This is a genomic window from Streptomyces achromogenes subsp. achromogenes, assembly GCF_000720835.1.
Lineage (GTDB): Bacteria > Actinomycetota > Actinomycetes > Streptomycetales > Streptomycetaceae > Streptomyces > Streptomyces achromogenes.
The window spans coordinates 69,953-88,848 of sequence record NZ_JODT01000006.1 but is presented as its reverse complement, the minus strand read 5'-3'; the positions used below and the strand labels follow the sequence as shown (position 1 = coordinate 88,848).

The 18,896-nt window shown below is 70.9% G+C and carries 15 protein-coding genes; 12 read left to right on the top strand and 3 right to left on the bottom strand.

The genetic code is table 11. From position 1 onward, the window contains the following. Window positions 1-2: 2 nt before the first annotated feature. From IH25_RS0107980 to IH25_RS38525, 11 genes are all read left to right on the top strand, one after another. Window positions 3-902, top strand: a complete 900-nt coding sequence (locus tag IH25_RS0107980) for a GNAT family N-acetyltransferase (protein ID WP_342447338.1) — start codon at window positions 3-5, stop codon at window positions 900-902. Between the two features lie 3 nt (window positions 903-905). Further along, on the top strand, window positions 906-1,604 hold the full coding sequence (locus tag IH25_RS0107975) for an SDR family NAD(P)-dependent oxidoreductase (protein WP_030605300.1): 699 nt from the start codon (window positions 906-908) through the stop codon (window positions 1,602-1,604). Continuing rightward, window positions 1,604-2,983 carry an ANL family adenylate-forming protein gene (locus IH25_RS0107970; RefSeq protein ID WP_030605298.1) on the top strand — a complete coding sequence of 460 codons (1,380 nt, stop codon included), beginning with the start codon at window positions 1,604-1,606 and terminating at the stop codon, window positions 2,981-2,983. The genes IH25_RS0107975 and IH25_RS0107970 overlap by 1 nt, the downstream gene beginning before the upstream one ends. Beyond that, entirely contained in the window at window positions 2,980-3,621 is a 642-nt protein-coding gene (locus IH25_RS0107965) for an LbetaH domain-containing protein (RefSeq protein WP_030605296.1), read from the top strand. The genes IH25_RS0107970 and IH25_RS0107965 overlap by 4 nt, the downstream gene beginning before the upstream one ends. 22 nt (window positions 3,622-3,643) lie before the next feature. Next, window positions 3,644-5,359: a chloramphenicol-biosynthetic FADH2-dependent halogenase CmlS gene (gene cmlS, locus IH25_RS0107960; protein WP_030605293.1), complete on the top strand. Its 1,716-nt coding sequence runs from the start codon at window positions 3,644-3,646 to the stop codon at window positions 5,357-5,359. Window positions 5,360-5,361: 2 nt separating this feature from the next. Beyond that, a complete protein-coding gene (locus tag IH25_RS0107955; protein WP_030605291.1) occupies window positions 5,362-5,919 on the top strand; it encodes an RBBP9/YdeN family alpha/beta hydrolase in 558 nt (185 codons plus the stop codon). 288 nt (window positions 5,920-6,207) lie between these two features. After that, complete coding sequence (locus IH25_RS0107950) at window positions 6,208-7,590, top strand: GNAT family N-acetyltransferase (RefSeq protein WP_030605289.1); 1,383 nt, start codon at window positions 6,208-6,210, stop codon at window positions 7,588-7,590. Window positions 7,591-7,654: 64 nt separating this feature from the next. Continuing rightward, window positions 7,655-9,124: a DHA2 family efflux MFS transporter permease subunit gene (locus tag IH25_RS0107945; RefSeq protein WP_030605286.1), complete on the top strand. Its 1,470-nt coding sequence runs from the start codon at window positions 7,655-7,657 to the stop codon at window positions 9,122-9,124. Then, a complete protein-coding gene (locus IH25_RS0107940) occupies window positions 9,121-10,422 on the top strand; it encodes a cation:proton antiporter (RefSeq protein ID WP_051753823.1) in 1,302 nt (433 codons plus the stop codon). Before IH25_RS0107945 ends, IH25_RS0107940 begins: the two co-directional genes overlap by 4 nt. Then, on the top strand, window positions 10,419-11,156 hold the full coding sequence (locus IH25_RS0107935) for a ceramidase domain-containing protein (protein WP_051753822.1): 738 nt from the start codon (window positions 10,419-10,421) through the stop codon (window positions 11,154-11,156). The genes IH25_RS0107940 and IH25_RS0107935 overlap by 4 nt, the downstream gene beginning before the upstream one ends. 110 nt (window positions 11,157-11,266) lie before the next feature. Further along, window positions 11,267-11,974 carry a 4'-phosphopantetheinyl transferase family protein gene (locus IH25_RS38525; RefSeq protein ID WP_157846951.1) on the top strand — a complete coding sequence of 236 codons (708 nt, stop codon included), beginning with the start codon at window positions 11,267-11,269 and terminating at the stop codon, window positions 11,972-11,974. On the opposite strand, the gene IH25_RS0107925 is transcribed toward IH25_RS38525, so the two are convergent. From IH25_RS0107925 to IH25_RS0107915, 3 genes are read right to left on the bottom strand one after another with little or no spacing between them, the layout of a single operon-like run. Further along, window positions 11,947-12,645, bottom strand: coding sequence for a haloacid dehalogenase type II (locus tag IH25_RS0107925; RefSeq protein WP_030605273.1), 699 nt, complete (start codon window positions 12,643-12,645; stop codon window positions 11,947-11,949). The genes IH25_RS38525 and IH25_RS0107925 overlap by 28 nt on opposite strands. Window positions 12,646-12,688: 43 nt before the next feature. After that, complete coding sequence (locus IH25_RS0107920; RefSeq protein ID WP_030605269.1) at window positions 12,689-13,141, bottom strand: hotdog fold thioesterase; 453 nt, start codon at window positions 13,139-13,141, stop codon at window positions 12,689-12,691. A 49-nt stretch (window positions 13,142-13,190) separates the two neighbouring features. Next, complete coding sequence (locus tag IH25_RS0107915; RefSeq protein ID WP_030605267.1) at window positions 13,191-15,503, bottom strand: FdhF/YdeP family oxidoreductase; 2,313 nt, start codon at window positions 15,501-15,503, stop codon at window positions 13,191-13,193. Between the two features lie 322 nt (window positions 15,504-15,825). Here IH25_RS0107915 and polA point away from each other — a divergent pair, with 322 nt between their 5' ends. Further along, on the top strand, window positions 15,826-18,552 hold the full coding sequence (gene polA / locus IH25_RS0107910) for a DNA polymerase I (RefSeq protein ID WP_030605265.1): 2,727 nt from the start codon (window positions 15,826-15,828) through the stop codon (window positions 18,550-18,552). Window positions 18,553-18,896: the final 344 nt, after the last annotated feature.

Here is an 18,896-nt window from a genome sequence, read left to right as displayed (position 1 = left end):
TCGTGCCGGTCACGGTGCGGAAAGCGGTGGCGGAGGATCTGCATCAGGTCTACCCATTGCTCAGGGATTCGACGCTGAATTCGTCGTGGATTCCCTTCGAGTCGCGGAAGCGAATGTTCCAGCCCCAGTGGGGCGGTAACGAGGGCTATTACGGCTACGTCATGGAGGACGGTGACGAGGTGGTCGGGTTCCTCGGCACCCTCTTCACCGAGCGGGACGTACAGGGGCGGCGTCACAAATTTTGCGAGATCCACAGCTGGTTCGTGAAGGATGAGTACCGGAACGAGAGCCTGAAGCTCTTCCTTCCGGTGATGTCCATCCGGAAGGCGACGCTCCTCAATTACACGCCCACCCAGACCGTCTACGACATCAGTAAAAAGTTCGGCTGGGAGGACCTGGAGACACAGATCCTGCAGTTCCTTCCGGTACCGACACTGCGTGTCTTGGGCGCCGGCTACCGGATCGAGGCGCGTAAGCAGGTGATCGTCCAGCATCTGGACGAGGCCGACCGGAAAATCTTCCTCGACCACGAGAACCTCGACTGCCGGCACTACCTGATCACCAGGCGCGGCAGCACCGAATACCTCTACGTCATCGTGAAGAAGCTCCGGCTGCACAAGTACATCCCGTTCGGCCGGATCCTCTACGCCAGCAACAAGCCGATGCTGCTGGACGCCATCGACGGGCTGCGGATGCGGCTGTGCCGGCGCCTCGGGCTGGCCTTCGTCGTCATCGACCACGCGGAGCTGGCGGATCTCCTGCACCAGAGGGGGACCCCGGCCTTCACCCGCGTCGTCAAGCGTGAGGTGCCCTCCCAGTACAAGTCGAGGGACCTGAAGGCGGAGGACATCGGTCCGGCGCTGTACACCCTGCCCCTGCTCATCGGCTACCGGCTGCACTGACAGATGATCATTCTGATTACCGGTACCCGCACCGGTGTGGGCAAGGCCCTTGCCGAACACTTCCTCGACCAGGGACACCAGGTCGTCGGCTGCAGCCGCAAACCCGCCGCCCTGGACCGTCCGGGCTACCGCCACCACGACATCGACCTCACCGACCAGCGCGCGGTGAAGGGCATGTTCCGGGAGATACGGCGGGAGTTCGGCCATCTGGACGCCCTGGTGAACAACGCCGGCACGTCGAACATGAACCACTTCATGATGACGCCGGAGAAGGTCGCCCGGGACATCTTCGACCTCAACTTCTTCGCGGTGCTCAACTGCTGCCGGGAGGGGGCGAAGCTGCTCCAGAAGAGCCCCGAAGGGTCGTCGGCGATCCTCAACGTCTCGACCGTCGCGGTGCCCTGGGCGCTGGACGGCCAGCTGGTCTACTCGGCCAGCAAGGCCGCGGTGGAGCAGCTGACCCGGGTCATGAGCAAGGAGCTGTCCGGCTTCGGCATCCGGGTCAACGGCCTCGGCCTGCCTCCGGTGCGGACCGTGCTCACCCGGACGCTTCCCGAAGGGATGGTCGACTCCCTGATCGAACGGCAGGCGATCAAACGCATGTGCACGATGGCGGACATCGTCGGACCCGTCGAGTTCCTGATCTCCCAGCGATCGGGGTTCGTCACCGGCGAGACGCTCTTCCTGGGCGGAGTTAACTGATGCGTAGTCAACTGATGGACAAACTCGACCACTTCGGTGACCGCCCGGCGGTGATCCACCGGGGTGTCACGCACTCCTACCGTGACCTGGCCGGTGAGATCCGGCGCGTGGAGGAGCGGCTGGCCGCGGACGGGGTGCGGCCGCACGATGTCGTCGTCCTCAACGCGGACTTCTCCTTCCGCTCCATCGCCGCCCTTCTCGCGCTCTACCGCAACCGGAACATCGTGGTGCCGGTGGTGGCCTTCACCGAGACGACCCTCGCCACGGTCACCGAGTCGTGCCATCCCCGGCACCTGCTCAAGCCGGACGGCGACGACGGCCGCGGCGGCCTCACCATCGAGGCCATGAGCGGGAGCGCGGACGGCGCCGCCGACGCCTACCGGCCCCTGATCGAGGCCGGAGCGGCGGGCCTGGTCCTGCTGAGCAGCGGCAGCACCGGTGCTCCCAAGGCGATCCTGCACAACCTCGACTCCCTGGTGGAGGAGAAGGTCGGCACCGGCACCAGGGTGGGGGCCAAGGCGCCGAACATCCTGATGTTCCTCCTCTTCGACCACATCGGAGGCATCAACTCGCTGCTCGGCGTGGTGAAGGTGGGCGGCACCGCGGTGGTGCCCGAGCGGCGTACGCCGGACGAGATCTGCTCCCTGGTCGAGACGTACGGCATCCGGCTGCTGCCCACGAGCCCCACGTTCCTCAACCTGATCCTCATCGGCGGCTACCACGAGAAGTTCGACCTCGGCAGCCTGCGACTGATCACCTACGGCACCGAACCCATGCCCGAGGAGCTGCTCCGGCGCGTCCACACGGCGCTTCCGCGTATCAGGCTGCTCCAGACCTTCGGCACCAGCGAGACGGGCATCTCGACCACCACCAGCGAGTCGTCCAGCAGCACCTACTTCAAGATCTCCGACGAGAACGTGAGCTACCGCATCGTCGACGGAGAGCTCCAGCTGAAGAGCAGGACGCAGTTCATGGGGTACCTCAACTACCCCAGTGACTCGCTGACCGAGGACGGCTGGTTCCGCACCGGCGACCTGGTCGAGGAGAACGCCGACGGCTACCTCAAGGTCAGGGGCCGCGCCAAGGAGATCATCAACGTCGGCGGTGAGAAGGTCCTCCCGCTGGAGCTGGAGTCCCTGCTGCTGGGCAGCCCGCTGATCGACGACTGCGTGGTGTACGGCAGGCCCAACTCCATCACCGGGCAGTCGGTCTGCGTCGACATCAAGGCCAGCGGTCCGCTCAGCCGTGCCGAGGCGCGCAAGCACGTCCACGCGTTCCTCGACGGCAAGGTCGAGCCGTTCAAGATACCCACCAAGGTGCAGGTGGTCGAGGAACTCTCCGTCTCCGAGCGGTTCAAGAAGCGGAGGATCCTGCCATGAAGGACCTCGTCCTCATCGGCGCCGGCAAGTTCGCCCTGGAGGTCGCCCGGTACGTCGAGGACGTCACCGCCGCCGCCCCGGAGACGGGCTACCGCATCCGGCAGTACCTGTCGGTGGACGGCGACCCGGCCCACGCCCCGGCCGAACTCACCCGTCCGCTCGCCGGCTTCGAGCCCAGGCCCGGCACTCATGTGGTGGTGGCCCTGTCGGACGTCGTCCAGCGCCGGCAGGTGATCGACGACATCGTGGTCAAGCACGGCCTGGTGGCCGACAACATCGTCCACCCCTCCTCCCGCGTCGACCCCGCGGCACTGCGCGGCACGGGCAACATCATCGGCCCGGACAACTACGTGGGCGTGAACACGACGTTCGGCGACTTCAACATCGTCAACTACCGCAGCACCTTCGGGCACCACTCCCGTGTCGGGTCGAACAACTTCGTCGCACCCGACTTCCACTGCGGCAACAGCGTCGAGATCGGCGACGACAACTTCTTCGGGCTCAGCTGCACCGTCGCCCCGGGTGTGCGGATCGGCAGCGACTGCCGCTTCCAGGCCGGGCTCAGCCTCTTCGAGAACGCCGCGAGCGGGTTCTCCTACATCGCGCCGAACCGCATCAAGTCCATCAAGTCCCTCTGAAAGATCTTTGAGGAGAGCAGTAGTGAAGCGAGCGAAGGTTTCCATCATCGGCGCGGGTCCCGCCGGCTGCGTTGCCGCCCTGACCCTGCAGAAGCTCGGCCATGACGTAGAGGTCTTCGAGCGCGACCACTTCCCGCGCTACCGCGTCGGGGAATCGTTTCTGCCCGGCACCCTGTCGATCCTCAACCGGCTCGGCCTGCAGGAGAAGATCGACGCGGCGGGCTTTGTGAAGAAGCCGTCGGCCACCTTCCTGTGGGGTCAGGACCAGGCGCCGTGGACGTTCTCGTTCAGCACGCCCCGTACCTCTCCCTGGGTCTTCGACCACGCCATACAGGTCAAGCGCGAGGAGTTCGACCAGCTCCTGGTGGAGGAGGTCCGCGAGCGCGGCATCACCGTCAACGAGGGCACTCCGGTCACGAACGTGGACATCTCCGCGCCGGACTCCGTCACCCTCACCGTGCGCCAGGGCGAGGAGTCCCGCACGGTCACCAGTGACTTCGTGATCGACGCGGGCGGCGCGGGCAGTCCGCTGGCCCGGCAGCTGAAGGTCCGGCGCTACGACGAGTTCTACAAGAACTTCGCGATCTGGTCGTACTTCAAGAAGGCCGACCCGTTCACCGGCGACCTGAAGGGCACCACGTACTCGATCACCTTCGAGGACGGCTGGGTGTGGATGATCCCGCTCAAGGACGACCTGTACAGCGTCGGCCTGGTCGTGGACCGGTCCAAGGCGGCCGAGGTCAAGGAGCTGGGCCCGGACCGCTTCTACCGGGAGACCCTGGCCAAGGCCCAGCGGGCCACGGCCCTCCTGGGCGATGCCGAGATGGTGGACGAGGTGCGCATCGTCCACGACTGGTCGTACGAGTCCGAACTCTTCTCCCGCGACCGGTTCTTCCTCTGCGGCGACGCCGCCTGCTTCACCGACCCGCTGTTCTCCCAGGGCGTCCACCTCGCCAGCCAGTCCGCCGTCTCGGCCGCCGCCGCGATCGACCGGATCACGCAGCACGAGGACGAACTCCAAGAGGTGCACGCCTGGTACAACCGCACCTACCGCGAGACCTACGAGCAGTACCACGAGTTCCTCGCCTCCTTCTACACCTTCGCCTCCTTCACCGAGCCGGAGTCCGAGTTCTGGACCAAGCGCCGGATCAGCGAGGCCGACGACGACCGGCTGAGCCGCAAGGCCTGGTTCGACCGTCTGGTGGCGATCGACCACGCGAACGACGACTGGTCCGTGGCCGACTTCCGGGACCGCGCCTCCACGATGATCGCCATCGGCCGGCACCAGCGCCAGGAGCTGAGCGACGAGTTCTCCGACAACGAGCTGAACGTCGCCCGGGTCCGCTGGATCAGCCAGCTCACCAAGCAGCTCAACAGCATCAAGCGGTTGCAGTGGAACGGCACCGAGGTCCGGCTGAAGCCCTACTACAAGGTCGAGCCGACCAGCTTCCGGCTCGAGCCCAAGCAGGTGCTGGCCAACGAACAGGGCCGGGACATGGTCAAGTGGCCTCTGGAGGAGCCCCACCGTGAGGTCTTCGAGACAGTGCTGAAGGAGGCCGTCTCCTACAAGGACGTCATCCAGCAGCTCGGTGACCTCGGCCGCAAGGACCTGGGCTCGCAGATCGTCATCCGGCTGATGGAGGCGGGCCTGCTTACCGGGTTCAACAAGAACGACGAGCCCGTCTTCATCCAGGACCGCCTGCGCTTCGACGGCGTGGGTGTCGAGTACGAGGTGTGACCATGACACAGCAGCCGACGTACGTGTTCCTCGCGGGGATCGGCAACTCCGGTCCCGACCACTGGCAGCGCCAGTGGTACGAACGGGAGGCCGGGCACAGCGTGTGGGTCGAGCACGACTCCTGGGACCGCCCCGTGCGCGACGCGTGGGTGAAGGACCTGACCGACACGCTCGCCACGGTGTCCGGCCCCAAGGTGTTCATCGCCCACAGCCTGGGCTGCACCCTGCTCGGCGAGTGGGCCCGCGACCAGGCCGGCCGGCTGGAGGAGGTGGCCGGCGCGTTCCTCGTCGCCGCCCCCGACCCCGGCGGGGAGAACTTCCCCGCCGACGCGGAGGGCTTCACCGCCGCCGCGTACGGGGCCGCACTGCCGTTCCCGGTCGTCGTGGTCACCAGCGAGGACGACCCGTACGGCACCGTCGAGCACGCCACCGCGGTCGCCGGGCAACTGGCCGCGCCTTTGCTGAACGTCGGGACCAAGGGGCACATCAACGCCGCGTCGGGCCTCGGCGACTGGGCCGAGGGATGGAACCTGTTCCGCCGGCACTTCACGGCCGGCTGAGCGGAGCGCACACGCCAGGACCCGCGTGACGGAGCCGCCGCCCCGTCACGCGGCGACACCCGCACAGCCACCCCCCCCGGACGGACGCGGGCGCGGTCCGCGCTCGTCCGGGGCGTGGAGACCGGCCGCGGGCACGCCCCAGGGAGCCCGCGGTCCGCCAGGTCCTGTCGTCACATCCTTCGCCGCCGGCCCGGCCGGGCGTGGGAGTCAAGCCACGTGGGCGACGCGGCACCGCGACGCGCCGAGTGCCGGGCGCCGCGGAATCAGCAAGCCAGCAGGAGAGCGACGATGGAACTTGTTCACGCGGAAACGATCAACCCCGAGACCACGTACGCCTACTGGAAGACCGACCTGCACCGGCCGGAGGTGTTGATCTGGTCGGGCCGGCGCAAGGTGACGGCCGTGCTGGAGGAGCGGGCCGCGGACGGTACGCTCCTGCTGTCCGTGCCCGAGCCGGACCGGCTCGCCCACCTGGCGCCCGAGGGACGACTGGCCCTCACCTTCCGCGCCGACGCCGCCCGGCTGCGCCGGCGCCGGCTGGTCCCGCTGTTCACCACCGACTACAGCATCGACGACCGGAACGGCCGTGTCGTCGCGCGCTTCCCGGCCGGCCTCGGCGCCGGAAGGACCCGTCCGCTGCCGCAGCCGGTCACCGCCCGGCTGGACAGCGCCGTCCTGTTCGGCCGTCCCCTGGAGGTCAGAGTGCTCCGGCTCTCCCCCTATCAGGGGGAGCTCCTGGCCGACGACCCCGGCCGCTGCCTGGCCCCCGGGATGGCGGTCAGCATCCGGGCCTGGCTGCCGTGGCTGGGACACTGGCGGCTCACCGCCCAGCTGACCGGCTGCCGGGAAGAGGCCGCGGGGGTCCGGTTCGGCTTCCGGATCGTGGACCGGGCCTCGGCGCGCACCAGCGCGACCCTCCTGGTCGGGACGGACCCGGACTTCGGCTTCCCCGAGCTGAGGAACGCCGGAGTGCGGCCGGGCCGGGTGACCCGGTATCTGACGGTGCGTACCGTCGCCGACGAGGCGACCTACCGTCAGGCCCTCGAGGTGCGGCTCCTCGGAAACCAGCGCTTCGGGCGGCTGGCCGGGGTGCAGGACAGCACCGAGGTGGCCGACCGGCTCGACGCCCACGCGGTGAGTTTCGTCTGCCTGCTGGGGCAGAAACCGGTGGGCACCGGCCGGGTGGTGGTCAACGACGGCGACCGGGCCCTCAGCGAGATCGAGACCGAGACCGCCGGCCTGCCCGTGCACATCTGGCGCGGCCGGTTCGTCGAGGTGTCCCGGCTCGCCATCCACCCCGAACACCGGGGCGCGGGCGTCGTCCTCGCACTGTTCCGGGAGATCGCCCGGCTCGCCTTCCACCTCGACTGCCGCTACCTGGTGCTGGACGCCATCGAGAAACTCGTGCCCGCGTACGAGCGGATCGGCGGCCGGCGGCTGCCCATCGTCAAGACGCACCCGTACAGCAAGGAACCCGTCCACGTCATGGCGATCGACATCGGCGAGCAACTCGGCCGGCTGGGCCGCCGGTGGCCGTACTGGCAGGTCGTGTTCGGTCCGGTGCTCGACCATCACATGCGCACCTCGTCGCCCGGCCGGCTCACCCGGCTCGTACGCGGCCTCGGGGTCGCCCCGTTCTGGGTGAAGCGCGCCGTCAGCCGCCTCCAGTGAACGGCCCGCCCCTTCCCGACCGCCCTACCGCCCCCTGCCGTGACGCTCCTGTGAGGACCTCCCCGTGGCCGCTCCATCCCGTCCGTGGCCGGCGCTGATCGCGCTGATCGTCGGCTACTTCATGGTGGTGCTGGACATGACCATCGTGGCCGTCGCCAACCCGGTGATCATGGACAGTCTGCATGCCGACGTCACCTCCCTCGTCTGGGCCACCAGCGCCTATCTGCTCACCTTCGCCGCGCTGCTGCTGCCCGCCGGCCGGCTGGGCGACCACTTCGGCCCCAAACGGATCTACCTCACCGGGCTCGCCCTGTTCACCGCCGCCTCCCTGGGCTGCGGGCTCGCTCCCACCATCGGCGCGCTCATCGCGGCCCGCGCCGTGCAGGGCGTCGGCGCGGCCCTGGTGACCCCGCAGACCATGGCCGTGATCACGCGGACCTTCCCGCCGGAGCGGCGCAGTGCGGCCATGAGCCTGTGGGGTGCCGTCGCCGGGCTCGCCAATCTCATCGGCCCACTGCTCGGCGGACTCCTCGTGGACCGGGCCGGCTGGGAGTCGATCTTCTACGTCAACATCCCCGTGGGTCTCGCCGGACTCGCCCTGGCCGTCCGCTACGTACCGGCGCTGCCCGCGCACACCCACCGGTTCGACCTGACCGGCCTGGTGCTCAGCAGCAGCGGCATGTCGCTGCTGGTCCTCGGCATCCAGGAGGGCGGCAGCCAGGGCTGGGCCGGCTGGACCTGGTGGTCGGTCGCCGCCGGACTCGCGGTGCTCGGTGTCTTCGTCGCCCACCAGGCCCGCACCTCCGCCGATCCGCTGCTGCCGCTCGGCATCTTCCGGGACCGCGCCTTCGCCGCGGCCGCCTGCGCCGTCGGTCTCGCCGCTGCCGCGGTGGCCGCCGTGATGGTGCCGCTCTACCTCTACCTGGAGTCCGTACGCGACCTGGCCGGGGCGAAGGCCGGGCTGCTGCTGGCCCCGATGGCGCTGCTGGCGATCGTGTTCGTCCCCGTCATCGGTCTCTTCGGCGATCGGCTGCACCCACGGGTGGCGCCCGTGACCGGCCTGGCGCTGTTCGCGGTCACCCTCGCCGGGTTCGCGCTCCTCATGACCCCCGATTCACCCGTCGGACTGTTCCTCGCCGGCGCCGCGCTGGCCGGCATCGCCAATGCCTGCATCTGGCCCTCGCTCGCCGTGGCCGCCACCCTCCGGCTGCCGCCCGAGCAGGCCGGGGCGGGTGCGGGCGTGTACAACGCGCTGCGCCAGGTGGGCTCCGTCCTCGGCAGCGCCGCGGTGGGCGCCGTCGTGGCATCCCGGATGGCCGTTCACGGCCTGCCCGCGGATCTCGCCGGAGGCACCAAGGGTGGCACGACGGTCCCCGAGGCACTCCGGGCCGCCTTCGGCTCCGCCCTGGCCGACTCCGTCTACCTGCCCGTCGCCCTCCTCGCCCTCGGCGCCGTCGTCGCCGCGCTGATCGTCCGTGCGGAGCGTCCGGCTCCGCAGGCCCGACCCTCATCCTCCGTGGCGGTGAACCCGTGAACAGTGCAACGGCCGTCCATTTCTTCCTCAGCCTCGCCGTCCTCCTGGCGGTGGCCAAATTCTTCGGCGCCCTCGCCCGCCGGGTACGCCAGCCGGCCGTCGTCGGCGAGATCGTCGCGGGCGTCGTCTGCGGCCCCCTGGTGCTCCCCGCGGCGGTGCGCGAGGCGCTGATGCCCGCCGATGTGCTGCCCCTGCTGTCCGCCCTCTCCGGGCTGGGGCTCGCGCTGTTCATGTTCGTCGTGGGCTACGAACTGGAGCACACGCTGCTGCGCGGCCTGAAGGGCAGCGCGCTGGGCGTCGCCTGCGGCTCGGTCCTCGTCCCGCTCGCCGCGGGCGTGCTCCTCGCCCTGCCGCTGGCCGGACGGTACGCCCCCGGCTCCACGGCCGGCTTCGTCCTCTTCCTCGGCATCGCCATGTCCGTCACGGCCTTCCCGGTACTGGCCAGGGTGCTCGCCGACCGCCGCCTGACCGGCACCCCGCTCGGCGGCATCGCCCTGGCCGCCGCGGCTTTCGGCGACCTGGTGGCCTGGGTGGCACTGGCAGGTGTGGTGGCGGCCTTCGGCAGCGCCACGCAGTGGCGGATCAGTCTGCTGCCCGTCTACGTCCTGGTCCTCCTCGCGGTCGTCCGCCCGCTGCTCGGCCGGCTGCTGCGCCGCTGCGCGGACCGCCGGATGCCGCCGCTCGCCCTGTTCCCGGTTCTCATCGTCGGGCTGCTGCTGTCCTGCGGGACCGCCGAATGGCTCGGCGTGCACTACATCTTCGGCGCCTTCGCGTTCGGTGCCGTCATGCCGCGCGGCGGTTTCGAGGACCTGCGCATGCATGTGATCGAGGGAGCGAACCACATCGGCGCGCTGCTGCTGCCGCTGTACTTCGTGGTGGCCGGGTCGAAAGTCGACCTCAAGGGCTTCGGCGGGGCGGCACTGGTGACGCTCGTCCTCGTCCTCGTGGTGGCGGTGGCCGGCAAGGCGGCCGGCGTGTACGGCGGGGCACGGCTCGCCGGGATGGACCACAGGCTGGCGCTGCCGCTCTCGGCCCTGATGAACATGCGGGGCCTCACCGAGCTCGTCATCCTCTCGGTCGGCCTCGAACTTCACCTCATCGACGGCACCGTCTATTCGATGATGGTCGTCATGGCCGTGGTCACCACGGCGATGGCCGGGCCGTTGCTGGACACCAAGCGCTTCGCCGTCCCCCTGCGGACCGACGCCCAGCCGGACACCGACGCCGGCGCGGAGCGGGACGCCGCCCCCCGTGCGGAGCTGGAATCGGACAAGGAATCGACAGGAAACAGCCGATGAACCTCAACGAGCACGTCGACCAGTACTGCGAGCGGGTCTCGGCGGCCTTCTGGGCGGAGCCGGTCAACGCGATCAGCAACCTCTCCTTCCTCATCGCCGCGCTCGCGATCTGGCGGATGCTCGCTCCGGACCGCGCCGCCGCAGGCCGCGGGATCCCGGTCAGCGTCGGCTTCACGACTCCGCTGATGGTCTGCATCGGTCTGGGCAGCTTCGCCTTCCACACCATCGGCACCCGCTGGTCCCAGGTCCTCGACGTCGCCCCGATCGGCCTCTTCGTCCTCTGGTACCTGGGGAGCTTCCTGCTCTGGTTCCACGGCCTGCCCCTCAAGCGGTGCCTGCTCGGCGTCGCCGCCTTCATCGGGTTCCTCGCCCTGTTCATCGCCCTCGCGGGCCCCCACATCCCCAACAAGTCCGGCACCTACGTCCCGGTCCTGCTGCTCCTCATCGGCATCACCGCAGCCCTGCGCATGTCGGGTGAAGCGGAACTGCGCGCCTACGCGGGGTCCTTCGCAGGGGCGTCACTGGTGTTCGCGGTCTCGCTGACCGCCCGCACGCTGGACGAGCGGGTCTGCGGCTCGTTCCCCCTGGGCACCCATTTCGTCTGGCACCTGTGCGACGGCCTGCTCGTGTACCTCACCTCCCGCACGCTCGTCCACCGCTGGCGGGTCCGGACGGCCGCGGCCGGTGCCCCCGGCGCGGACCCGGCCGGCACGTCCCTGTCCGTCGGCAGGTGACCCCGGCCGGGGCGGCGGCCGGCGCCGGACCGGGGAGCGCCGTGGTCCCGTCCCCGGCACGGCCGCGCGCGGCGGTGGCCGGGGTGCCGCCCGGGCCCGGGGAGCTCCATGTGTGGGCGTGGCCCGTCTCGGCGTATCCGGTGTGGGGCGAACTGCTCACCGAGGAGGAGACCGCACGCGCGGACGCACTGCCGGACGGCCCGGCGCGTGCCACCTACGTCAGCTCCCGAGGTCTGCAACGCGCGCTGGGCAGCCACTACCTGCGCCTCCCCGCGCGCGGCCTGCGCATCGACCGGACCTGCGCGCACTGCGGGGCGGAGCACGGACGGCCCCGGTTCACCGCCGGAGCCGGGCGGCTGGACTACTCGGTCGCGCACAGCCGTGACTGGGTGCTGGCCGCCGTCGTCTCCGGGGGGCTGGTGGGTGTCGACGTCGACGTCGTACCCGATGCCGAGACCAGCGGCCGCCTTGCGCGGAAGGCGCTGACCGACGGGGAGCGGCAAGCGCTGGCCGGGCTGCCGGAGGAGGAGCGCGCGGCGGGTCTCGTCCGGCTGTGGACGCGCAAGGAGGCGGGCAGCAAGCTGGCCGGGCGCGGGCTGGCCGCCCGTTTCGACCATCTGGACGCGGCCGGGCCGACCCTGCGGCGGGCGGGTGAACTGCCCGACGGCTGGCCGTCGGGCGACCTCCACCTCCTCGACCTGCCGCCCGTCGGCCCGCTGCGCACCGGTCACCTGGGTTCGGTGGCATCCACCCGCCCGATCCGGCGGGTCCTGCTGCCCGCCGGGTGGGATCAGCCCTCGGCCGCGGTCAGCGCCTGAGCGAGTTCGACCAGGCCCCGCACGGCATACGTGGGGCGGGACAGGGACTCCGGGTAGGCGGCTGCCTCCCGGCGCAGCCACGCCCCGCCCAGCCCCGCCCGCAGGGCGCCGTCGACGTCCCAGGGGTGGACGGCGACCATCAGCGCCTCCTCGGGTTCCGCACCGATGTGCCCGACCGCGTACCGGTAGGCGGCCGGGGCCGGCTTCCAGCACCGCGGACCGCTCACGTCCAGCAGCGCCTCGAAGCGGTCCGTCAGGCCCGCCCGGTCGAGCAGCCGCCTGGTCAGCGCCGCGTTGCCGTTCGTCATCGTCACCAGGCGGAATCCGGCCTCGCTCAACCGCCGTACCCCGTCCGGGACATCGGGGTGCACCTCCAGCTCGGCCAGACCGTCCAGGACGTGCCGGGCGCCCGCCTCGACGTCACCGGTCCACCCTGGAGCAGCCGGCAGCAGCGTGCGCAGACCGTCCAGGGCGAGGGCCGCGAAGTCCGCGTACGCGCCCGCGGCCGTCAGGGCGAACCCGTCGCGCAGCACTCCGGCGAACCAGGTCGGCATCAGTTCGGCCGGGGCCCCGATGTCCTCGAAACGGCCGCGCAGCGCGGTGAAGTCGCTGAGCGTCTCGTTGACGTCGAAGACCAGCACCCGCGGGCCCCGGTGGTGCGTGTCGGACATGGTCCCCCTTCGGTGGCTGCGGACGGCCCTTCCGGCCGTCCGCTCAGGCGTCCCGGAGCAGGCAGGTCAGGCGGGCCGAGCAGACCCGGCGGCCCTGCTCGTCGCTGATCACGATCTCGTACGTCGCCGTCGACCGGCCCCGGTGCACCGGCGTGGCCACGCCCGTCACCAGACCCGAGCGGACCCCGCGGTGGTGGGTGCAGTTGAGGTCCACGCCGACCGCGATCTTCGAGACGCCCCCGTGCAGCATGGAGCCCACCGAGCCCAGCGTCTCCGCCAGCACCGCGGAGGCGCCCCCGTGCAGCAGGCCGTACGGCTGGGTGTTGCCCTCCACCGGCATGGTCCCGACGACCCGGTCCGCCGAGGCCTCCAGGATCTGTACGCCCATGCGCGTGCCCAGGTGCCCGGCCGAGAACAGGGCGGGCAGGTCCACGCCGAGCGCCGCGTACTCGTCGATGACCTGCTGCGGGAACTTCACTTGCTGCTGCTCACCCATGGGGCCCGGCTCCGTCCGTCGTACACCAGTCTGCTCGCTGAGCAAACGCTCACTCGGCCGCCGATTGTTCCAGACGGCCGGCCGCGTCCCCGGTGTGGGCTTCGAGACGTACGACGACGGACTTGCTGGCGGGGGTGTTGCTGGTGTCGGCGGTCGCGTCCAGCGGGACCAGCACGTTCGTCTCGGGGTAGTACGCAGCCGCGCATCCCCGGGCCGTCGGATACGGCACGACCCGGAAGCCGGGCGCCCGCCGCTCCACCCCGTCCTGCCACTCGCTCACCAGGTCGACGTAAGCCCCCTCGGCGAACCCGAGCGCGCGGGCGTCCTCCGGGTGCACCAGCACCACCCGGCGCCCGCCCTTGATGCCCCGGTAACGGTCGTCCAGACCGTAGATCGTGGTGTTGTACTGGTCGTGCGAGCGCAGCGTCTGCAACAGCAGCCGGCCCTCGGGCAGCGCCGGGTACTCCACCGGTGCCGCGGTGAAGTTGGCCTTGCCCGTCGCCGTCGGGAAACGCCGTTCGTCACGCGGCGCGTGCGGCAGCGCGAAGCCGCCGGGCCGGGCCACGCGCGCGTTGAAGTCCTCGAAACCGGGGATCACGCGCGCGATGCGGTCACGGATCGCCCCGTAGTCCTCGGCGAACTCCTCCCACGGCACGACACTGCGCTCGCCCAGCACCCGGCGCGCCAGGCCGCAGACGATGGCCGGCTCGGAGCGCAGGTGCGGGCTCGCGGGGGCCAGGCGCCCGCGCGAGGCGTGCACCATGCCCATGGAGTCCTCGACCGTCACGAACTGCTCGCCGCCCGCCCGCACATCACGCTCGGTCCGCCCCAGGGTGGGCAGGATCAGTGCCCGCGCGCCCGTGACCACGTGCGAGCGGTTCAGCTTCGTCGACACGTGCACGGTCAGCCGCGCCCGGCGCATCGCCGCCTCGGTGACCTCGGTGTCGGGCGAGGCGGACACGAAGTTGCCGCCCATGGCGAAGAAGACCTTCGCCCGGCCGTCGCGCAGCGCGCGGATGGCCCGTACGACGTCGAAGCCGTGCTCGCGCGGGGGCGCGAACCCGAACTCCCTCTCCAGGGCGTCCAGGAAGGCCGGCGCGGGCCGCTCGAAGATGCCCATGGTGCGGTCGCCCTGGACGTTGCTGTGCCCGCGCACCGGGCACACACCCGCGCCCGGCCGGCCGATGTTGCCGCGCAGCAGCAGGAAGTTGACCACTTCCCGGATGGTCGGCACCGAGTGCTTGTGCTGGGTGAGGCCCATGGCCCAGCACACGATCGTCCGCTCGGAGGCCAGGACCATGGCGAGGGCCCGCTCGATCTCCGCGCGCGTGAGACCGGTCGCGGCCAGCGTCTCCTCCCAGTCGGCGGCCCGCGCGACCGTCGCGAACTCCTCGAAGCCGTGGGTGTGCTCGCGGACGAACTCCTCGTCGACAGCGCCCTGCGTCTGAAGGATCAGCTTGTTCAGGAGCCGGAAGAGCGCCTGGTCCCCGCCGATGCGGATCTGCAGGAACAGGTCGGTCAGGGCCGCGCCCCGGACCATGCCCTGGGGCGTCTGCGGGTTCTTGAAGCGCTCCAGGCCCGCCTCGGGCAGCGGATTGACGCTGATGATCTTCGCGCCGTTCGCCTTGGCCTTCTCCAGCGCGGACAGCATGCGCGGATGGTTCGTGCCCGGGTTCTGGCCCGCGACGATGATCAGATCGGCCTGGTACAGGTCCTCCAGCAGGACGCTGCCCTTGCCGATGCCGATGGTCTCGCCGAGCGCCGACCCGGACGACTCGTGACACATGTTGGAGCAGTCCGGCAGGTTGTTCGTGCCCAGCTCGCGCGCGAAGAGCTGGTACAGGAACGCGGCCTCGTTGCTGGTGCGGCCCGAGGTGTAGAAGACGGCCTCGTCGGGGGAGCCGAGCGCGGCGATCTCCTCGGCGATGATGTCGAAGGCCCGCTCCCAGGAGACCGGCTCGTAGTGCGTGCCGCCCTCGGGCAGGTACACGGGGTGGGTGAGCCGGCCCTGCTGGCCCAGCCAGTAGCCGCTGCGGGCGGACAGGTCGGCGACGGAGTGCGCGGCGAAGAACTCCGGTGTGACCCGGCGCAGCGTGGCCTCCTCGGCGACCGCCTTGGCGCCGTTCTCGCAGAACTCCGCCGCGTGCCGGTGGTCCGGCTCGGGCCAGGCGCAGCCCGGGCAGTCGAAGCCGTCCTTCTGGTTCACCCGCAGCAGCGTGAGCGCGGTGCGCTTCACCCCCATCTGCCGCTGGGCGACGCGCAGCGTGTGCCGGATGGCCGGCAGCCCCGCCGCCGCGTGCTTCGGCTCCGCGACCTGCGGCGCGTCCTGGACCGGATCACCCTTGGGCGGCTTCGTCGCCATCGCGCGCTCCCCTTCGACTGCGTGTGAGAAGTACCGCCGCCGATCCTCCCACGGGGCACCGACACCGACACCGGTCGGGCGTGCGCGGGCCGGGACCATTGCCCGCGGCGGGGTGTGTCTTTCGCCGCTCTTTACCGAGGGGCGGTGTCGCTCCTGCTTGACGAGGCGTCGCCTCACTCGGCGAAGGGGCGGCGGCCGGCCGCTCCGCTCCCGCCCGCCGGGGCGGCCCCGGTCACGCACCGTGCCGCTCGCCGTGTCCGGGCTCACACCGGGCGCGGGCGGGCGGTCCGGGTTGTCAGTGGCTCGTGGCAGGATCGGTGACGTGGCAGAGACAGCACCGAAGCAGACCGACAAGACCTCCGGCGGCACCCGTCCCCGGCTGATGCTCATGGACGGGCACTCGCTGGCCTACCGCGCGTTCTTCGCGCTGCCCGCGGAGAACTTCACGACCGCGACCGGCCAGCCGACGAACGCGATCTACGGCTTCGCGTCGATGCTGGCCAACACCCTGCGTGACGAGGCGCCCACCCATTTCGCGGTGGCCTTCGACGTCTCCCGCAAGACCTGGCGCTCCGAGCGGTTCACCGAGTACAAGGCGAACCGCTCCAAGACCCCCGACGAGTTCAAGGGCCAGGTGGAGCTGATCGGCGAGCTGCTCGACGCCATGCACGCCCCGCGCTTCGCCGTCGAGGGGTACGAGGCGGACGACGTCATCGCCACCCTCGCCACCCAGGCCGAGGCCGAGGGCTTCGAGGTGCTGATCGTCACCGGCGACCGCGACTCCTTCCAGCTGATCACCGAGAACATCACCGTGCTGTACCCCACGAAGGGTGTCTCGGAGCTGACCCGGTTCACCCCGGAGAAGGTTTTCGAGAAGTACGGCTTGACGCCCGCCCAGTACCCGGACTTCGCGGCCCTGCGCGGCGACCCGTCCGACAACCTGCCCGGCATCCCGGGCGTCGGCGAGAAGACCGCGGCGAAGTGGATCAACCAGTTCGGCTCCTTCGCCGAACTGGTCGAGCGGGCCGACGAGGTCAAGGGCAAGGCGGGCCAGAACCTCCGGGACCACCTGGAGTCCGTCAAGCTCAACCGCGTCCTCACCGAGCTGGAGCGGCAGGTCGAGTTGTCCAGGACGGTCGCCGACCTGGAGCGGGCGCCGTACGACCGCAAGGCCGTGGCGATGATCCTGGACACCCTGGAGATCCGCAACCCGTCGCTGCGCGAGCGCCTCTTCGCCGTCGACCCCGGCACGGAGGAGACCGAGGCCGCCCCGGTCACCGCCGACGGCGTCGAGATCGACGGCAGCATCCTGCGCACCGGCGAGCTGGCCCCCTGGCTCGCCGAGCACGGCGCCGGGCCGCTGGGCGTCGCCACCGTCGACACCTGGGCCCTGGGCACCGGCTCGGTCGCCGAGATCGCGCTCGCCGCGGCCGGGGGAGCGGCGGCCTGGTTCGACCCGTCCGAGCTGGACGAGGCCGACGAGAACGCGTTCGCCGCCTGGCTGGCCGACGCCGGCCGCCCCAAGGTGTTCCACGACGCCAAGGGCGCCATGCGGGTCTTCGCCGAGCACGGCTGGCGCGTCGAGGGCGTCGGCATGGACACCGCGCTCGCCGCGTACCTGGTCAAGCCCGGCCGCCGCTCCTTCGACCTGGACGCGCTGTCCCTGGAGTACCTGCACCGCGAGCTGACCCCCGCCGCCGCGGCCGACGGCCAGCTGGCCTTCGGCGCGGACGAGGGCGCCGAGGCGGAGGCGCTGATGGTCCAGGCCCGCGCGGTCCTGGACCTGGGCGAGGCGTTCGGGGACCGCCTGAGGGAGGTCGGCGCGGCGGATCTGCTCCAGGACATGGAGCTGCCCACCTCCGCGCTGCTCGCCCGCATGGAGCGGCACGGCATCGCTGCCGACCGGGCGCACCTGGAGGCGATGGAGCAGATGTTCGCGGGCGCGGTGCAGCAGGCCGTGAAGGAGGCGCACGCGGCGGCCGGCCGCGAGTTCAACCTGGGCTCGCCCAAGCAGCTCCAGGAGGTCCTCTTCGGCGAGCTGGCGCTGCCGAAGACGAAGAAGACCAAGACCGGGTACACCACCGACGCCGACGCCCTGGCCTGGCTCGCCACCCAGACCGACAACGAACTGCCCGTGATCATGCTCCGCCACCGTGAGCAGGCGAAGCTCCGGGTGACCGTCGAGGGCCTGATCAAGACCATCGCGGGCGACGGCCGTATCCACACCACGTTCAACCAGACGGTGGCCGCGACCGGACGCCTGTCCTCCACCGACCCGAACCTGCAGAACATTCCGGTGCGCACCGACGAGGGCCGGGCGATCCGCCGGGGCTTCGTGGTCGGCGAGGGCTTCGAGTCCCTGATGACCGCGGACTACAGCCAGATCGAGCTGCGGGTGATGGCCCACCTCTCCGAGGACGAGGGCCTGATCCGGGCGTTCACCTCCGGCGAGGACCTGCACACCACGGCCGCGTCCCAGGTGTTCGGGGTGGAGCCGGGGGCGGTGGACGCGGAGATGCGCCGCAAGATCAAGGCGATGTCGTACGGCCTCGCCTACGGCCTGTCCGCGTTCGGCCTCTCCCAGCAGCTGAACATCGACGCGGGCGAGGCCCGCGCCCTGATGGACGCCTACTTCGAACGCTTCGGCGGGGTGCGGGACTATCTGCGCCGGGCGGTCGACGAGGCGCGCGCCACGGGCTACACGGCGACGCTGTTCGGCCGCCGCCGCTACCTGCCCGACCTCAACAGCGACAACCGCCAGCGCCGGGAGGCGGCCGAGCGCATGGCCCTCAACGCGCCCATCCAGGGCACGGCGGCGGACATCGTGAAGATCGCCATGCTCAAGGTGGACAGCGCGCTGCGGGCGGCGGACCTGAAGTCCCGCATGCTGCTCCAGGTCCACGACGAGATCGTCCTGGAGATCGCCCCCGGCGAGCGGGCGGTCACGGAGGAGATCGTCCGCCGCGAGATGGCGAACGCCGTCCAGCTGAGGGCTCCCCTGGACGTCTCGGTCGGCGTCGGCCCGGACTGGGAATCCGCGGCCCATTGACCCCCCAGGTGGCGGAGAGTTGCCCCGGACCGACAGAGCCTTCGCGCTCCGCTCCGTGCCAGCTCTCCGCCGCCACACCGGGCGTCCGCCGCCAGACGGGGCGTCCGCCGCCGCAGGGGCGGGGTCCGTGGCACTGGCCGTCCGCCGCCGCACGGACCACCTCCGCGCACCGGCCGGCCACTGCCACCGCCCCTCCCCCTCCGCGCCCTTCCCCGTTCTCCGCCGCGACGGCGATCAACCACCACGGCGCGGACCGGCGGTGCCGAACCCACCGCACCCGAAACAGCCCGAGCCGCTTCCAAAACAGCCTCGAACCGCCCCCGAACCACCCCAAGAGCGCACCC

Excerpts from the sequence above, each read along its gene's own strand:
- IH25_RS0107975 (WP_030605300.1), top strand. The coding sequence starts at position 906 with ATGATCATTCTGATTACCGGTACCCGCACCGGTGTGGGCAAGGCCCTT.
- IH25_RS0107970 (WP_030605298.1), top strand. The coding sequence starts at position 1,604 with ATGCGTAGTCAACTGATGGACAAACTCGACCACTTCGGTGACCGCCCG.
- IH25_RS0107965 (WP_030605296.1), top strand. The coding sequence starts at position 2,980 with ATGAAGGACCTCGTCCTCATCGGCGCCGGCAAGTTCGCCCTGGAGGTC.
- IH25_RS0107955 (WP_030605291.1), top strand. The coding sequence starts at position 5,362 with ATGACACAGCAGCCGACGTACGTGTTCCTCGCGGGGATCGGCAACTCC.
- IH25_RS0107950 (WP_030605289.1), top strand. The coding sequence starts at position 6,208 with ATGGAACTTGTTCACGCGGAAACGATCAACCCCGAGACCACGTACGCC.
- IH25_RS0107935 (WP_051753822.1), top strand. The coding sequence starts at position 10,419 with ATGAACCTCAACGAGCACGTCGACCAGTACTGCGAGCGGGTCTCGGCG.
- IH25_RS0107925 (WP_030605273.1), bottom strand. The coding sequence starts at position 12,645 with ATGTCCGACACGCACCACCGGGGCCCGCGGGTGCTGGTCTTCGACGTC.
- IH25_RS0107920 (WP_030605269.1), bottom strand. The coding sequence starts at position 13,141 with ATGGGTGAGCAGCAGCAAGTGAAGTTCCCGCAGCAGGTCATCGACGAG.
- IH25_RS0107915 (WP_030605267.1), bottom strand. The coding sequence starts at position 15,503 with ATGGCGACGAAGCCGCCCAAGGGTGATCCGGTCCAGGACGCGCCGCAG.